The sequence below is a fragment of the Paenibacillus lutimineralis genome, assembly GCF_003991425.1.
Lineage (GTDB): Bacteria > Bacillota > Bacilli > Paenibacillales > Paenibacillaceae > Fontibacillus > Fontibacillus lutimineralis.
Window position 1 is genome coordinate 5,254,628 of the sequence record NZ_CP034346.1, and the last position, 16,048, is coordinate 5,270,675.

The 16,048-nt window shown below is 48.3% G+C and carries 11 protein-coding genes and 1 tRNA gene; 2 read left to right on the forward strand and 10 right to left on the reverse strand.

What is annotated here, in order from left to right:
- From clpP to EI981_RS23225, 3 genes are all read right to left on the reverse strand, one after another.
- Entirely contained in the window at positions 1 to 585 is a 585-nt protein-coding gene (gene clpP, locus EI981_RS23215; RefSeq protein WP_068778145.1) for an ATP-dependent Clp endopeptidase proteolytic subunit ClpP, read from the reverse strand.
- Positions 586 to 868: 283 nt separating this feature from the next.
- Entirely contained in the window at positions 869 to 2,215 is a 1,347-nt protein-coding gene (gene tig, locus EI981_RS23220) for a trigger factor (protein ID WP_127002290.1), read from the reverse strand.
- A 197-nt stretch (positions 2,216 to 2,412) separates the two neighbouring features.
- The gene (locus EI981_RS23225; RefSeq protein WP_227011555.1) at positions 2,413 to 3,246 is read right to left on the reverse strand and encodes a hypothetical protein; all 834 of its coding nucleotides are present in this window, start codon (positions 3,244 to 3,246) and stop codon (positions 2,413 to 2,415) included.
- Between the two features lie 235 nt (positions 3,247 to 3,481).
- On the opposite strand from EI981_RS23225, the gene EI981_RS23230 reads away from it, so the two are divergent.
- A tRNA-Arg gene (locus EI981_RS23230) sits at positions 3,482 to 3,555 on the forward strand.
- Between the two features lie 1,847 nt (positions 3,556 to 5,402).
- On the forward strand, positions 5,403 to 6,863 hold the full coding sequence (locus EI981_RS23235) for a phospholipase D-like domain-containing protein (protein WP_127002294.1): 1,461 nt from the start codon (positions 5,403 to 5,405) through the stop codon (positions 6,861 to 6,863).
- Positions 6,864 to 6,940: 77 nt separating this feature from the next.
- Here EI981_RS23235 and EI981_RS23240 read toward each other — a convergent pair whose 3' ends face one another.
- The 7 genes from EI981_RS23240 to EI981_RS23270 all read right to left on the reverse strand — a co-directional run bounded on the left by EI981_RS23240 (position 6,941) and on the right by EI981_RS23270 (position 16,004).
- Positions 6,941 to 7,258, reverse strand: a complete 318-nt coding sequence (locus EI981_RS23240) for a cupin domain-containing protein (protein ID WP_127002296.1) — start codon at positions 7,256 to 7,258, stop codon at positions 6,941 to 6,943.
- A 58-nt stretch (positions 7,259 to 7,316) separates the two neighbouring features.
- Positions 7,317 to 9,623, reverse strand: a complete 2,307-nt coding sequence (locus tag EI981_RS23245) for a DUF4962 domain-containing protein (protein ID WP_127002298.1) — start codon at positions 9,621 to 9,623, stop codon at positions 7,317 to 7,319.
- Positions 9,624 to 9,687: 64 nt separating this feature from the next.
- Positions 9,688 to 10,455 (reverse strand): SDR family NAD(P)-dependent oxidoreductase, encoded by a 768-nt coding sequence (locus tag EI981_RS23250; protein ID WP_127002300.1) that lies wholly within the window; start codon positions 10,453 to 10,455, stop codon positions 9,688 to 9,690.
- Positions 10,452 to 12,257, reverse strand: coding sequence for a sensor histidine kinase (locus tag EI981_RS23255; protein ID WP_227011556.1), 1,806 nt, complete (start codon positions 12,255 to 12,257; stop codon positions 10,452 to 10,454). The genes EI981_RS23250 and EI981_RS23255 overlap by 4 nt, the downstream gene beginning before the upstream one ends.
- Before the next feature lie 50 nt (positions 12,258 to 12,307).
- A complete protein-coding gene (locus EI981_RS23260) occupies positions 12,308 to 13,345 on the reverse strand; it encodes a response regulator (RefSeq protein ID WP_127002304.1) in 1,038 nt (345 codons plus the stop codon).
- Positions 13,346 to 13,422: 77 nt separating this feature from the next.
- Positions 13,423 to 15,048 carry an extracellular solute-binding protein gene (locus EI981_RS23265; protein ID WP_227011557.1) on the reverse strand — a complete coding sequence of 542 codons (1,626 nt, stop codon included), beginning with the start codon at positions 15,046 to 15,048 and terminating at the stop codon, positions 13,423 to 13,425.
- Positions 15,049 to 15,161: 113 nt separating this feature from the next.
- Positions 15,162 to 16,004, reverse strand: a complete 843-nt coding sequence (locus EI981_RS23270) for a carbohydrate ABC transporter permease (protein WP_227011938.1) — start codon at positions 16,002 to 16,004, stop codon at positions 15,162 to 15,164.
- Positions 16,005 to 16,048 lie beyond the last annotated feature (44 nt).

Consider the following 16,048-nt stretch of genomic DNA (forward strand, 5'->3'; position numbering starts at 1 on the left):
TTAATGGGCTTGATAAATCACCTTATCAATAATCCCGTAAGCCTTCGCTTCTTCCGCGCTCATGAAGAAATCGCGGTCTGTGTCGCGCTGAATTTTGTCCAGGGGTTGACCCGTACGATCTACATAGATCTGATTCAACTTCTCTCTGGTCTTAATAATCCAGTCAGCATGTATTTTGATATCAGTGGCTTGACCACGAACTCCACCAAGCGGCTGATGAATCATTACCTCGCTGTTCGGCAGCGCAAAGCGCTTGCCAGGCGCGCCTGCTGTAAGCAACAATGAACCCATGCTTGCAGCCATTCCCACACAGATCGTGGAGACGTCAGGCTTAATATATTGCATTGTATCATATATACCCATTCCGGCTGTAACTGATCCACCGGGCGAGTTAATGTACAGATGGATGTCCTTCTCAGGATCTTCCGCTGTCAAAAACAGCAATTGGGCAATCACGAGATTGGCAACTTCATCATCTATCGCGCTGCTTAGAAAAATGATGCGATCCTTGAGCAGTCTTGAGTAAATATCGTAAGACCGTTCACCCCGATTTGTTTGTTCAACGACCATTGGAACCAGACTCATGCGACCAACCTCATTTCTTTTTCAATTTTCTTTGCTGCTCTCATCAAGTATTTTATCACGTTCAAAGGTCTATGTCATTTTTCACACGATACAGTTTATGACCTCAGAAAGGAAATATATACCCTGGAGCTTGTCTGAAAGTAATTGGAAATAAATGTATTACAAAAAGGTGAAAAATTAAGGCACGCATTTAATATACGTGCCTTAACATTTAAAGGTTGCGGTGTTATGTTACGACGAATTATCGCCGTTATCTAGATGCTCAAGGGAATCGGTATTCGCCTTAGTTTTCTTGGGCCGCTTCTTCTTTAGCTTCTGACTTAGCAGCCAGTTGATCAGCTGGAACTTCCTTGCTGTTAGCAAGAAGGAATTCGATCGTCTTGCGCAAGAGCACTTCTTCGTTCAAGCTGCTCAAAGCACCGTTTGCTGCAAGAATGTTGCGGATTTCTTCTGGGGAGCGTTTGTATGCATCGGACATGTCCGCAAGTTCTTTAGTAATTTCTTCTTCAGTTGCTTCAATCTTCTCAGCCTTAGCGATTTGCTCAAGAACGAGATTGTTGCGAACGCGTTTCTCAGCGTCAACTTTCATTTGTCCTTGCAGATCTTCGATCGTTTGGCCGGAGAAGTTCAAGAACAGGTCAAGGTTCATACCTTGAGCGCGAAGACGGTTGTCGAAGTCGCGAACCATGTTCTGTACTTCTGTTTGAACCATAGCTTCAGGAATTTCAACCTCAGCGTTAGCTCCGACAGCTTCTACAACGGCTGATTCACGAGCTGCCTTGCCTTCATTCTCTTTACGAGCGGCGATTTGTTTCTTCAAATCTTCCTTGTACTCGTCGAGCGTATCAAATTCACTAACATCCTTAGCGAACTCATCGTCAAGCTCAGGCAGTTGTTTACGTTTGATTTCATGTACTTTCACTTTGAATACAGCTTCCTTACCAGCAAGCTCTTCTGCATGATAAGTCTCAGGGAAAGTAACCGTTACATCCTTGAAGTCGCCAGTTGCCATGCCAACAACTTGGTCTTCAAAGCCAGGGATGAACGAGTTGCTTCCAAGCTCAAGCGAATAACGCTCGCCTTTGCCGCCTTCGAAAGGAACTCCATCAACGGAACCATCGAAGTCGATTACTGTAACGTCGCCATTTTGTGCTGCTTCTTCATCGATAACAACCAACTCAGCGTGACGTTCTTGCATACGAGTAAGTTCTTCGTTCAACTCTTCTTCGCTAACTTCAATGTTGATTGCTGCTACTTCGACTCCTTTGTAGTCGCCAAGAGTAACTTCTGGTTTAACCGTTACTTTTGCTTTGAATTTGAAAGGTTGTCCCTTTTCAAATTGCTCTACGTCAACTTCCGGACGATCTACTGGGAAAATGTTAGTTTCATCGATCGCTTCTGTGTACACTTCTGGAAGTAAAATATCGATTGCATCTTGGTACAAGCTTTCTACACCAAAACGAGATTCAAAGATCGCCCGAGGTACTTTACCTTTACGGAATCCAGGAACGTTGATCTTCTTCACTACTTTTTGAAAAGCTTTATCCAATGCAGAGGCTACGCGTTCTGCCTCAACTTCAACCTCGAGAACGCCGAGGTTTCTTTCTATTTTCTCCCAAGTTGCTTTCATTTATGCCTTCCCCTCCAAAATTCATATATACTAAAGTACTGAAACCGAATCGCGATAAAGCAGCTATCAAGGTTCCAGTATAGCTGTCCTTATTCCACGTTCAGAATAACCATTCCATTATAAACAACAATGTATCTTTTTACAAGAGCCTGCAAAAGACTGGAAAGGATCGCCACTGCGCTTAAACAAACCTTGTCTTATTTTAGCCCGAAACTTGCAAACTGACGCATCGAACGATACGCCTGTTCGAAGCGCAATCTTAAATGATCCGTGATCCCATATAAAGCGCGAATTTCCTCATCACCTTGACCACCTGGCAAGGTATCCGATACGATCTGATGCAAAGCAGCAGCCCAAATATCGATGATATCATCCTCTTCGGCCAGCATGGAGCGATAATCCATGGTCCCGTAAATAGCCATCACGAACTGGAACCACAGCTCCTGGGCGAAGTAGAAGAGTGTTGGATCATGAACCTGTGTCTGGTCACCAACCCGCTCCAAAATGCTCTGAATCGAGGGCGGAAAATCCTCCGGCCTTAGCGGCACGGATTCTACATCGATCTCGACCCGCTCTCCTGTGCGCAGAAATGTAACATGTCCGGTCTTCCCCCTACGTCGCAGGGTTTGTAGAACTCTATATTGCAGCAAAGGATGTAGCTTCTGGCGTCCAAGCCATTGAACGAGAACTTCATCCACATCAGACGACTCCAGGTAAGAGAGCTGATCCAATGCCAGAAAGGTCTGTTCCGACAACGGCTGACCTGTTACGGTCTGAAGCAGCTTGGCCGCATATTCCTTATCCTCGGCCGCTTTGGCCTGAACATGCTGTCTGGCCATTTCTTCTTCGGCCTGGTCAGCAAATCCGGTCTCCTCGTCCTCCAGTGATTCTTCCTGCAATCCTGGAAAAGCGCTGATCAGCCAGTCCAGCAAAGCCTGCCACTCTTCATAGTTCCTCTGTTCCATTCCTTGACACTGCAGTAAAAAACGCAGAAGGCCTGCTGCCTCTTTGTATTGTTCCCGTTCCAACATCCTGGTGAGTTCGATTTGGTAATAATCTAAAGTTTTCGGGAATAGAAAAACATTATCCTTTTCATCGGGCCGTAAGTTGTTAATAGCAGCAGCCCCCTTTCTTCCGAAGCAATTTATTTGAAATTATAGCATAGACTTTGTATAGGACAAAAAAATAGCTTCAGAATTCGTTTAAAATCTATTGTTGCCTAATTCCCCCTCGATATGTTATGATACTTTTTGCTTGCTTTGTTTTGTCCCAGTAGCTCAGCAGGATAGAGCAACGGCCTTCTAAGCCGTCGGTCAGGGGTTCGAATCCCTTCTGGGACGTATAGTGAAAGCTCTCCAAATTTGGAGAGCTTTTTTTTGCGTCCTTTAGGATGAGAACCCCTTGGGGGTTCGTCGAAGCGAAACCTTCTGCGTTAGCTAGATAGGTTGAGCGCAGTCTCGCGCCGAGGCGCGAGTACCCCGACTGGGACGGCCTTTTTCCTCTTTGCGTCCTTTGGGATGAGAACCCCTTGGGGGTTCGTCGAAGCGAAACCTTCTGCGTTAGCTAGATAGGTTGAGCGCAGTCTCGCGCCGAGGCGCGAGTACCCCGACTGGGACGGCCTTTTTCCTCTTTGCGTCCTTTAGGATGAGAACCCCTTGGGGGTTCGTCGAAGCGAAACCGTCTGCGTTAGCTAGATAGGTTGAGTGCAGTCTCGCGCCGAGGCGCGAGTACCCCGACTGGGACGGCTTTTTTCCTCTTTGCGTCCTTTGGGATGAGAACCCCTTGGGGGTTCGTCGAAGCGAAACCGTCTGCGCCAGTTAGATAGGTTGAGCGCAGTCTCGCGCCGAGGCGCGAGTACCCCGACTGGGACGGCCTTTTTCTTTTTTGCGTCCTTTGGGATGAGAACCCCTTGGGGGTTCGTCGAAGCGAAACCGTCTGCGTTAGTTAGATAGGTTGAGCGCAGTCTCGCGCCGAGGCGCGAGTACCCCGACTGGGACTTAGCATGACAAGGGGGTGTCTTAATAGTTGGATCTCCGACTTTGAGATGGACTTTTGCATGCCCCTAAATATAGACATTTCCATGTTTAGCTTGATCACTCGGACATTATTGACCGTTAGCGCCAATTTTTTAGTTCGCTGTTCTTGTAATGGACATAATTGTCCGTTGCAAGGGGGATTCGCCGTAGAAAACCACATTTTTGTTTCTAATGGTCAAAAGTGTCCGTTAGAAACGCGTAGTATGTTTTTTCTTGCTGTAACGGTCATTTTTGACCGCTTGATGAGTGCGATCTCACTAAGGCGATGATCTCATTCTGGTTCCAGGATTTCTGAGCCTAAACTTACAGAAATTTTCACGTTAAGGGAGAATCCTGAGCGTTTTTGTCTCGTACGCTCGACGATCTAAGCTGGCTTTGGTGACTAAACTAATTAATGTATATTTACGCATATTTTCAGTTATCACTTTCTGCTTTCGCCCTTACCTTTTCGCACTCTATTTTACCCCCGCCCGTCCTACTTTTCTGGGACCTTTTCTCGGTTTCTCCGTATTACCTAATCGTAGGCCTTATTCCTGGCAGTCCAATCCCCATCTATATAGACCAAGTGATTCTGATAGAAAGAGCACGAGTAACAAACCATTAGCGTTAACTTTCTACCGATCTATCGGCACGAATAGCCGCTTCCAATCGGAAGTATAACTAAAACCAAGCAGACCACCTCTAACGAAACACCCTATTGCCATTTAAGCTTAACAGCAACTTTTCTACTCGCGTCCATTATGAATGAGATTATCGCCTTGGATGGCAATTTTATAGAAGCGATTAGCAAAGACTTTTGGAAAATTAGCCGTGTAAGTACTGTAGTGATTCTAATGGACAGAGCAGTCTCTTAGAATGCTTATCTTGAACATCATGACTTTTAACGGACACCGCTGCATCTTATCTGATAAAGACACCCTTTTTGTGGAAGTTTGAAGCAATTAAGCGTAGGTGGTGACCGTTAAAAATTGATGACGACTGTTTTTCGCATATAAGCTAAACTATGTCCGTTACGAACACAGTCCCTAACCCGACATAGTTTAGCTTAAATTTAACGCTATATTTGGGAACAACGCCATCTCTAGTTCTATTGGGGGCTAAGAAGCTGTATTTTCCCACCCAGGTGATCATAAAGAGAAAGGCAGGATACTATGAAAAAGAAAACATGGCAGCGACGGACTCTAAAATACGGACTGATCGGTTTGGCGCTGTACTTATTCTATATAGCCGCATTCGGCCTCATACCTTATGCTTCTTTTTCTGAAGTGAATCAACAGTTTAAGGACAGCTTCGATCCAACATCTTTTTACGGATCTGAAGTCCCTTCCGTGGACAGAGCGGGAATTATGGAGATGGGAGAAGCTGGGCTGGAAGCGCGTATCGGCATGATTCATGCTGCTCAAAGCAGTCTAGATGTATCGTATTACTCCACCCATTGGGGCGACAGCACCCAAGTCTTCTTCGGCGCCCTGCTTGATGCTGCGAACCGAGGAGTCAAAGTCCGCTTCCTGATCGATGGGGTTGCCCATCATCTGACAAGACAAGCAAAGACTACGGCCTATGCATTGGTGCAGAATCCGAATGTCGAACTGAAATTTTATAACCCCGTTCAATTGCTTAAACCATGGACTTTCAATGGTAGGCTGCATGACAAGTACATCATTGTTGATGATAAGTTTGTACTACTTGGCGGACGCAATATCGGGGACAAATACTTTGAGACGGAAGGGTACAACAGGTCATACAGTCTGGATCGTGACGTGCTTGTCTACAACACGGCTTCCGGAACATCTAATTCAGCCCAAAGTGTTATCCCACAGGTAAAACAGTATTTTGAGGAAATATGGGGCCTGAACACCTCCAAGCATACTTACGGCAAATTCTCGGCGGTGCAAACCGCTGCTGGACTGACGCAAACGGAGAGATTGGTTGAGACTTACCAGCATTTCATTGATAACAAACCCTATCTCGTATCCGAACATATCAATGCGGAGAAAATCACCGTACCTACAGCAAAAATCAGCTTCATCCACAATCCAAGCCATACTCAGAAAAAGGAACCTCTTCTATGGTATCAACTTAGTGAACTGATGCTCAACGCCGATCATAAAGTTACCATCCAAAGTCCTTATACCGTTCTGAATCGGCCCATGGAAAATACCTTGAGACAGGTTGGAGATAAACTTGAACAATTCAGTCTGCTTACGAATTCACAAGCTTCTTCACCTAATGTGCTCGCTTATTCCAGTTACTTGGCCTCACGGACGGTTCTGGCAGATACTTTTGATGAAATCTATGAATATCAAGGCGATCATTCCCTACATGGGAAGTCTTATTTGATTGATGACGATCTATCCTTGGTCGGCTCCTACAATTTGGATCTAAGAAGCACCTACATTAATACCGAGGTAATGCTAGTCATTCACGGGCGGCAGTTCCATGATCGGCTTGAAGATCATATGAGTACTTATCAAACCGCCTCTCTGGTATACGACAAAAAGAACGGCTATTCCGAGAACCCGCAAATTTCCCCAAGAGACATCCCGTGGTACAATAAATGGATCTCCTACCCGCTGCAGAAAATATCATGGCTGTATAAGTTCTTACTATAAGAATCAAACAAGGGGGCAGACGCCCCCTCTTTATTGATCCTCCTGTACTAATGATTTATTCCAGTATCTACTTGAACCTATCTCCTAACCAAATCCTCCCGTACTGGTGTAAAACAATCCAGTAGAGTGCTTGGCTCCAATGCTTTGGCACCATGTCTCGCTCCGCTCGGAATAACAATCGTCTCACCGGCCGCAATAACCGTCTTCTCTCCTTCAATCGTGAATTCGACTCGGCCCTTCAAACAGTAGGACATCTGCTCATGTGGATGCGTATGCTCATAGCCCTCCGCGCCCGTTTCGAAATGAACCTCCATCATCATCAGCGCTGCGCCTGGCTGCATAATTTTGCGTGTGACACCCGGTTCGGCATTTTCCCATTTCCCGATGTTACTCATCTCACATGCTCCCCTCTATACGTAATTCCTGTGCATGGACACTTGATTAATGCCTCTATTAAAAGGCCTTGCCGATCTCGATTTTCTGCGTCCGCCCCTGATCCGTAAAATAGAGATTGTAGCTGAAGCCTTGATCATCCATAAAATAGGACACATATTTCCCGCGCTCACTATGCCGCTTTGGCACAAGCAACGTGGCGATCCGGTGCGAGGCCGCAGCCGGCGTCTCGGCTCGCAGATGCCAGTGCCTAGCGAGACCTTCAATTTCCGCAGGATCAACACCTGTGAACTCGTCAGACTGGGTCAAAGTCAAATCCCCTGCGGAGCTGAACACAAATCGGCCCTCCATATCCGCCTTGCATCCATGAACATGAAATGCCTGACCCTTCAGCTCCATTTCATAGAGTGTGTGAAAGAGCCACGCCACACGTCCCGGGTGCTCTAGATCTATCGAATCTACGATCACAAAATAAGCGTTCTGTACAAAATAAATTTCCCTTTTATACTGTTTCAAATAGGGCACATGCTCAAGATAAGCCTGCGTCGGATTCATCCGTACATAGCAATAGTCCTTGTGGCGGCGGGCGTCCTCCACTTCTCCTCGGGCAGCAATATTCAGCGGCTTGTTCATGTCCGCAAACTGACCTTGACCGTCGATCAGAATGGCGTTCTTGGAATGCGTCTGCCTGCGCCAGTTCACATGCATAGAGCTGTTAAAAGCGATGTAATACCCGCTCTCTATCGCCAGCGGCTCGCCGAAGGCGTGCAGCAGGAACGCCCCTTGATCGCCGTGGCTGTGGCTAACAGAGCCGTAACGACTGCTCTTAGCGATCAGCGCTATTTGCTCCGCAGGATCATGCATCCGATGATGTAGCGCTACCCAGCCGATATCTCGGAACCATTTGACCGGCTCAATCCCTTCAGGCTCTACCGCCGGAACTATCGGATAGTTATAGCGGTACAGCAGCTCGTCGAAGCGGAAATCCCACCAACCATAGTTATAAAACATTTCATCCGCTTCCGGATTCTGGTCCTTGAGCTGTTCATAATACCATTGATACCAACCGTTGCCGGTCACCCCGGCATACTGACGCATGTTATAGCCCGCTTTCTTGATGAAGCCGTCCCCCAGCGAAGAATTATCACCGAACGAAGCACGGGTCGAGGTGACAGGGCTATAGCAGTATAGCGGAAAATCCCCTGTACGCTGAAAAAATGGCCGCCGGAATACGTCCAGCCCAGCAAAGTTTCTCAGCAAATCGAGCGCTTCGGTCAGATAAGCCATACCTGTGGTCCAATAATGCGGCCCTTCGGCCCAACCGCCGTCTTCCCCTCCCCAAGGGGAGAACAGCGTGTAGTAATACTCCACCGTATAATCGAGCCACTCCCTCACCTCCGGCTCATCATCTAATAAGGCGATGCAGCAAGGAATCAGCACAGACGAAAGAGAGCGAACAGCATGGCTGTCATAAGGCACATGATGGATTTTGGAGCGTTCTATCACATGTACAGCAACCTGGCGGGTGCGGCGCAGGAGCTGGCTCCGCACAAGTCCGCGCTCATCCTCCGACAGCTCTTCATAGAGCCAGTCGTACCCCCAGGCGAGCGCACCGGCGATACGGAAGGCGGCCTCGTCGTTATAATCGCGGCTAGTTGGGCCATTGGGATCCCAAGATGTGGCATGCAGCAGCCAGCGTTTGGCCTGATCAGCCAGACGTTCGTCCTTCAGAACGACAGCGGCGATACTCAAATGCCGGATCGCATACAGCACCTCCTGGCAATCCAGATAGCTCTGTCGCCACAGCGCAGCCGTCCGCTGATTGCCCGGGTATGGCTTCGGCTCCGCGATCAAATCCCGGCTGACCCAGGGCAGAACTGACCGTTCGTAAAATTCCGACCAGCCAGCGCCCACTGCGTCATGCTCTATCCTTTCACGGAAAGCTTCCAACTGATCGGCCTGAAGCCATAACCTGGGATGTGCAGGCTGAGCCTGTACATATCGGTCGACCCGTGAAGCCAGAGGGGTCTCCGGCAGCCCGGCAGGAACCTCGAACCTCCGTACCTGGCTCCACTCCGACAGCTCGCCCGTGCTCTCTATCAATGCATAACGCCAACAATAATTCCCTGGCGACAACACCGCATCAGGGGTAAAAAAATTATAAGAAACCGGTCCATACGATCGAGTGTGCTCCCGGCTGAAATCCGGAGTAGTGGAAATCTCCAGCATATATTTATCCTCTTCCAGCTTAGCGGGAATCCAGGTGAATCGCGGCGGATTCTCATAGAGCTTCGTCTCTTCGTCGGGCTGGTATTGAACCGTCAAATCTCCACTTAAAGGCTGGTACAACGCATTCGTGGTGCTCATAAGAAAGCATGCCTCCATCCTCTTATTTGATATAAATTGAACTAATGATTCATTAGTTCAACATCTAGCGCATAAATAATCCGCCATTAACCTCGATCGTCTCTCCGGTCAGGTAATTGGATAGGGATGAAGCCAGATACAAGGCTGTATCTGCCACATCCTGGGGGGTTCCTTCCCGGCCAAGAGGGATTTTAGCCACGGTTGCCTCTCTTCCCTGATCGGAAGTATGTGTAGCATGAAAAGCTGTCCGTCCAATAAATCCTGGTGAGATACAATTTACATGAATGCCGTGCGGAGCAAGCTCTTTAGCCAGGCCTTTGGCATAAGCAATGACCGCAGCTTTACTCGCTGCATAGATCGAAGCCCCGGGACCTCCCCCGTCATGCGCCGCTACCGAGGTTAAATGAATGATTTTGCCCGCGCCTTTGGCTTGCATACCCGGAATCACAAGCTTGCTCATAAACACACAGGATTTGAAATTCACATCCATGACACGGGTGTAATGCTCCTCGGTCATATCGCAGTTAGATACGCGCTTGATTAAATCTCCGGCATTGTTTACCAAAATATCTACCGTTCCGCCAAGCCGATCCTGTACCTCCCTAACCAAAGAGGTCATATCCTCTAGCTTCGTCAGATCGGCATAACATGCTATCGCGCGGCCGCCGGCTTGAATGATCTCTGCGGCTGCCGCCTCCGCTTCTTCTCTGCCCTTGCGATAATGCACGGCGACGGCTGCTCCTGACGCAGCCAGCGTCCCAGCAATCTGCCGCCCGATCCCAGCGCTGGCGCCGGTGACCAGGGCTATTTTCCCTTGCAACTGAATCGTCATCCCGTTCCCTCCTCATATCTGCAAACGATGCTGCCATCAGATGGCAGCGACATGATAATCTTCGTTCCCTGACCAACGATACTATCGATTGATAAGCCATATGTCTCGCCATATACCATTTGAATCCGACGATGCACATTCATCAGCCCCAGTCCCCCTTGATGATACGTCGTCTGCGGATCAGCTTCGGCCAACTGATTCAAGCGCAGCTTCTCCCTGACCGCATGCAGCTTATCCTCAGACATACCTGCCCCGTTATCGGCTACGGCCAGAATAAAGCGGCCTTCTTCCATATATCCACGAATCCCGATGTGGTGATGATTTTGAATTCCGTTCGAAAAAGCGTGCTGGAACACATTTTCGATCAGCGGTTGCAAGGTGAGACGCACCATTCTATGAAGCAGCAGATCCGGAGGTATATCCACCTCCAGCTCAAATTGTCTCTGCGTACGATACTGCAAAATCTTCATATAATTCAGCACATGCTTAAGTTCATCAACGACCGTAATCTCCGTCAAACTCGTCTGAATAGCATAACGCAGCATCGATGCCATCGCCTCGACCATATCCATAATCTCCTCGGAGTCCTGTACAACCGCATAGCATTTAATCGTCTCCAGCGTGTTGTAGAGAAAATGAGGGTTAATCTGCAACTGCAGCGCCTGGAATTCTGCCTTATGCTGTTCCAAGGCGATCCTTTGCACATTCAGTTCAGCTTTCTGGGATTTTAGCTCGGCTTCATAGACCTGCTCAATCATCTCCGACAGTCGGGTTAGCATTTTGTTATAGTTCTGGATCAAATAACCGAATTCATCCTCGCGGTCGCCCGGATCGATCGTTTGCCATTCGCCCTTTTCCATCAAACGCATATTCCGTACCAGCTTCTTCAGCGGCTGCACCAGTGACTTGCCAAAACGACCGGCAATCCACAGCGCAACGAGCAGGGTAACTGCCCCAGCAATAACGGTCGTGTAGCGAATATTCATAATCGGCTGGCGAAGCTCGCTGACCGGAACAGATATGACCATACGCCAATCGGCGGCCTGCAGCTGCTTCGAGACGTACATCCGTTTCTTTCCGCCTATCCGCTCGGTAAAGGTGTCCTCTCCGGTCAGCAGTCTATGCTTTATTGCTTCGTCCATATATTCGCTGGCCTCTGCCTGATGCGGTTTGTCGACGAAGTTCCCCTTCGCATCAATAATGAAGGAATAGCCCTGCTCCCCCAGATCCATCTGTCCCCATAGCTTGGAGATCTCCCGCGTATTCAACTTCATGCCGAGGATTCCTCTTGGCTTATGCGTTACAATGCCGCGCACCCGCCGAACAAATGTAATGTACTGCTCATCCTTCGGGGCAACAGAAGCCGAATTGATGAGCGCCCCCATACCGTTTTCCGGGAGATTTTGTTCTATCAACTCATAATAGGATTTATAATCCTTCACTTCGCTCTGGATCATATCTTTCGTCGTGATTGCTTTGCCATCCTGATTAATGATATAGATCAGATCGATTTGCGGATAAACGATAAAGGCCGAATCGAAAACCTCGCTCTGGATTTTCTGCGACAGCTCGTAATACTGATAGCCATCGTCCGGGTCCATCTCCATGAACTTCAGGACATCGCTACTCGACAGAATCGTCTTGCTTGCATTATCGAAGGTCTGCAAATATAGATCCGTATGATAGGCCGCATGAGTAATCATTTGTGACAAATACCGTTCGAGCTGACGGTCCAGAAGCTTGGACGATTGGAAATAGGTAATGGTGCCGACCACCGATAAAGAGATGACGATTAGAATCATGAAATAACCGAAAATACGGTTGGAAATACTTCTGCGAAAAAAACGCGGCATCAGATTCCCAGCTTCTGACGGTATTCCGAAGGCGAGATGCCTTCGTATTTTTTGAAGGTCTTGGTGAAGTTGGAGTGATCGGCATACCCAACCGCATAGGAAATATCCGTAATTCGATACCGCTCTTCGCCCAGCATCCGCTTGGCATGCTCCATACGACGTTTCGTCCGGTACTGCACAAAGGTCTCGCCGGTCATCTGTTTGAACATGACGCTAAAATAATTCGGATGAAGCCCGAGTAGCTCGGCGGCCTCCTCCAGCGATATTTCACTGCCCAGATTTTGTTCAATATATTTCTTCACTTCTTCTATCGGATCCCTCAGCTTTCCCTTCCGCCGTTTCTGCAGAAAGCACAAGGTTTCTCGGATTCCATCGGCAAAATAGCGGTAAACGGTGGAGAACAACATGCCTTGCTCAGGTTTGAACGGAGGCAGCAGAATATTCACATCCCGGGCCTTCAGCTTCTTCTCCAGCAGGACATGGAGCTCTACCAGCATCTTCGTTCGCTCCGTATCCGGCCATTGATAAGAGCCCATTTCCTGTTCCCGGATCCGCAGAAGCTCCCCAACCCGTTCCTGGTTCAAATAATAGACCGCTTGCTCCATCTCCTGGATCCATTCATCGGCTTTGGCGACAGACAGATAGGAAGAAGCAGTCTTGACAGCTTCCGCTCGCTGTACAAGCTTGCGCAGCGTATCCTGCAAATCTCGCTTACTGATTGGTTTGAGTAAATATTCCTTCACCCCGTAACTGATGCAGGTCTGCGCGTACGTGAAATCGCCGTAGCCCGAGATGACCACCGTCTGAATCGGTACATTCATCTCCTCAATCCGTGCGCACAATGCCAGACCATCCATCACCGGCATCCGGATATCGGTAAACACAAAATCGGGGAGCCCCTCCTGAATCGCGGCAAGTGCCTCCTCGCCATTCGCGGCCTGGCGGATCGAAGCGATGTCCATGCCGGACTGCTGCAAAAATACCGCCAATCCTTTTAGAATCATAGGTTCATCGTCCACAATGAGAATTCGGTACATGCTTGAGTAGCAGCTCCTTTCGATTTCGTATTTTGATCAGTAGCTGTCCAGATAACCATCCGCGAGGTGGTCCAGATTTATTTTCTCGGTAGGAATGCCCCCTCTTTGGACTGGTAACGATCATTCGCTTCCTTGAGGACGTCATTTCCCCCTTTGGACTTCCATTCCTCGATGACTTTAGGCCAATTCTCGATCGGCTCCTGGCCGTACACCATCTTCACCATATGAGTAATGAGCAATGGCGGAGGCGTATCAGACAACGGCGTAATATCCGGGTTCTTCTTCAACGCTTCTAGCCGCGGATCGAATTCGATCCCATCCCGGCCCTCATTGGCCAGCGTATTGTCGAACACGCTCATCAGATTTCTGCCTTCCTCTGTTAAGCTTAATGAGCCTTTATTGTAGGTTGTATCCTGAACCATCCACAGAAATGCCTGGCGATAACGCTCTTCGTCAACTGCCTGAACATCGGTTGGCTGTTTGTAATCCATTTTGTCTCCATCCTTCGTGTAATCCTCTCCTTCAACTCCGAAAGTGAAGAACTGCTCGGCTTCATCCGATATCATCCAATCGAAGAACTGAATGACCTTCTCCGGATGCTTATATTTCGCATTAATAAAGTAGGAACGGGCCACATCGCCATAGAGATAATATCCACCCTTTCCGTCCGGTCCGACCGGAGAAGGAATGATGGCAAGCTCAGCCTCCGGTACACTCTCCTTCAGCTGCGTCTTCCACTGGATCAGCTCATTGGCATTCATTGACCAGATGCCCGCTTTGCCGGCCAAGATCGTATTCTTGAATGTCGTCGGGTTGATCGTGGCGAACTCCTTATTGATCAGCCCTTCATCAAACATTGTTTTATAAGTAGATAGCGCTTTCATCATATTGTCTGCGTCAAGGAATTTCGGCTGTATCTGGCCATCTACTTCCTCGAACTGACTCAGATACGGAAACACATCATAAGCTCCGAAAAACGTATCGGCATATTTAAAATCCTGCCGTCCCATATACGGATTCTCAACCCCCAATTCCTTGAAGGCACGCAGCACATTCAAATAATCGTCCACCGTCTTAGGCACAGGCAGTCCCGTCTTGTCGAGCAGATCCTTACGGATCCACGTAGCGCGGCGGGAAGGATTTCCCAGCCACTCCGGGATACCATAGATTTTACCTTGATAGCTCATACGATTCCATGCTTCTTGTGGAATTTTCTTGAGCAGATTCGGACCATATTGCTTCAGAAGATCGTCCAGCGGCATGAATACCCCCGCCTCCACAGAGCCGGCCATTTCTTTGCCGGTCGTGCCGCCCTGGCCCTGCACTACGTCCGGAATATCATTGGTGGCGAACATTTGCGCCATCTTCTGCTCATACTCCTTATGCGGCACGAGACGGATGTCCATATCGGTATTTGTTAGCTCCTCCAGCCGTTTCACCCATTTATCCGCATTGATGTCCGGCGATTGCTCTACATACCCGAAATTAAGCGTCCGCAGCGATATCGAGAATTTCGTCACCGTGTCCCCCGATTCTGCCTGTTGTTCGGCAGCTCCTGGAGCCTTCTCCTTCGCTTCGTCTTTCCCCCCGCATCCTGCCAATAAGCTGATGGCGAACATACAGGTTAACATCAAGCTTGCCCACTTCTTCAAACCGATCCCCTCTTTCCCGATAATTGAATTTACATTTGCGGGTAGCTTCATTTTGTAAGAAGATTGTATCCTTAAAATTCTAGCAAGCGTGAGGTTGCTACTTCATGTTTACCTGTCATTTTTTAAGATTATAGAAAATGAGAACTCTAAAAGTCCAGAACAGATCAAGCTTTTACCGCCCCTATTGTAAGCCCTTTCACAAAATGTCTTTGTAAAAATGGGTAGATCATAATGATCGGCAGCGTCGCGATAATGATCGTTGCCATCTTAATTCCTTCTGGCGAGGTATGGGCCAGATCGCTGAATTGCGAAGCTCCCGGATCAATGCTGATGTCATCCGTCTCGAACATTCGCTTCAGCTTGACCTGCAGCGGCCACCATTTTGGTTGATCAATATAATAGAGCGCCCCCATATAGGCATTCCAATGGCTAACGGCATAGAAGATACCAAGCGAAGCCATCACCGGCTTGGACAACGGCGTCACCATACGGATCATGATGCCCAGCTCTCCGCAGCCGTCGATTCGTGCGGAATCGATAATTTCCGGCGGCAGCTGCTTGAAGAACGAATGCATGACGAAAAAGTTAAATGCGCTGATCGCGCCGGGAAGTATTAATGCCCACGGTGTATTCATTAAATGTAGATTTTTGATCAGCAGAAAATTCGGAATCAGCGGTGCGCTAAATATCATCGTCACCAGAACCATAAGCACAATAACCCTTCGGCCCACATATTCTTGCCGCGATACCGGATAAGCTAGCGTCGCTGTGGCGATCAGATTAATCATCGTGCCAACTAAGGTCACGAACACGGATACTCCAAATGCCCGCCAGATTGAGACATCATTGAACACATATTCGTAATTGATCAGGGTGAACTCTACTGGCCAGAAGCTTACCTTCCCTTCGGTAATGGCGCTAGATGAGCTGAACGACTGTGCGATGACATTCAGGAACGGCAGAAACATCATCAGCCCGATCAGAGTCAAGAACAGGATATTCAACATATTGAATACTTTATAGCTTGTCGATGATTTCGGATACACTCTGT

Excerpts from the sequence above, each read along its gene's own strand:
- clpP (WP_068778145.1), bottom strand. The coding sequence starts at position 585 with ATGAGTCTGGTTCCAATGGTCGTTGAACAAACAAATCGGGGTGAACGG.
- tig (WP_127002290.1), bottom strand. The coding sequence starts at position 2,215 with ATGAAAGCAACTTGGGAGAAAATAGAAAGAAACCTCGGCGTTCTCGAG.
- EI981_RS23225 (WP_227011555.1), bottom strand. The coding sequence starts at position 3,246 with ATGTTGGAACGGGAACAATACAAAGAGGCAGCAGGCCTTCTGCGTTTT.
- EI981_RS23235 (WP_127002294.1), top strand. The coding sequence starts at position 5,403 with ATGAAAAAGAAAACATGGCAGCGACGGACTCTAAAATACGGACTGATC.
- EI981_RS23240 (WP_127002296.1), bottom strand. The coding sequence starts at position 7,258 with ATGAGTAACATCGGGAAATGGGAAAATGCCGAACCGGGTGTCACACGC.
- EI981_RS23245 (WP_127002298.1), bottom strand. The coding sequence starts at position 9,623 with ATGAGCACCACGAATGCGTTGTACCAGCCTTTAAGTGGAGATTTGACG.
- EI981_RS23250 (WP_127002300.1), bottom strand. The coding sequence starts at position 10,455 with ATGACGATTCAGTTGCAAGGGAAAATAGCCCTGGTCACCGGCGCCAGC.
- EI981_RS23255 (WP_227011556.1), bottom strand. The coding sequence starts at position 12,257 with ATGATTCTAATCGTCATCTCTTTATCGGTGGTCGGCACCATTACCTAT.
- EI981_RS23260 (WP_127002304.1), bottom strand. The coding sequence starts at position 13,345 with ATGTACCGAATTCTCATTGTGGACGATGAACCTATGATTCTAAAAGGA.
- EI981_RS23265 (WP_227011557.1), bottom strand. The coding sequence starts at position 15,048 with ATGAAGCTACCCGCAAATGTAAATTCAATTATCGGGAAAGAGGGGATC.
- EI981_RS23270 (WP_227011938.1), bottom strand. The coding sequence starts at position 16,004 with ATGTTGAATATCCTGTTCTTGACTCTGATCGGGCTGATGATGTTTCTG.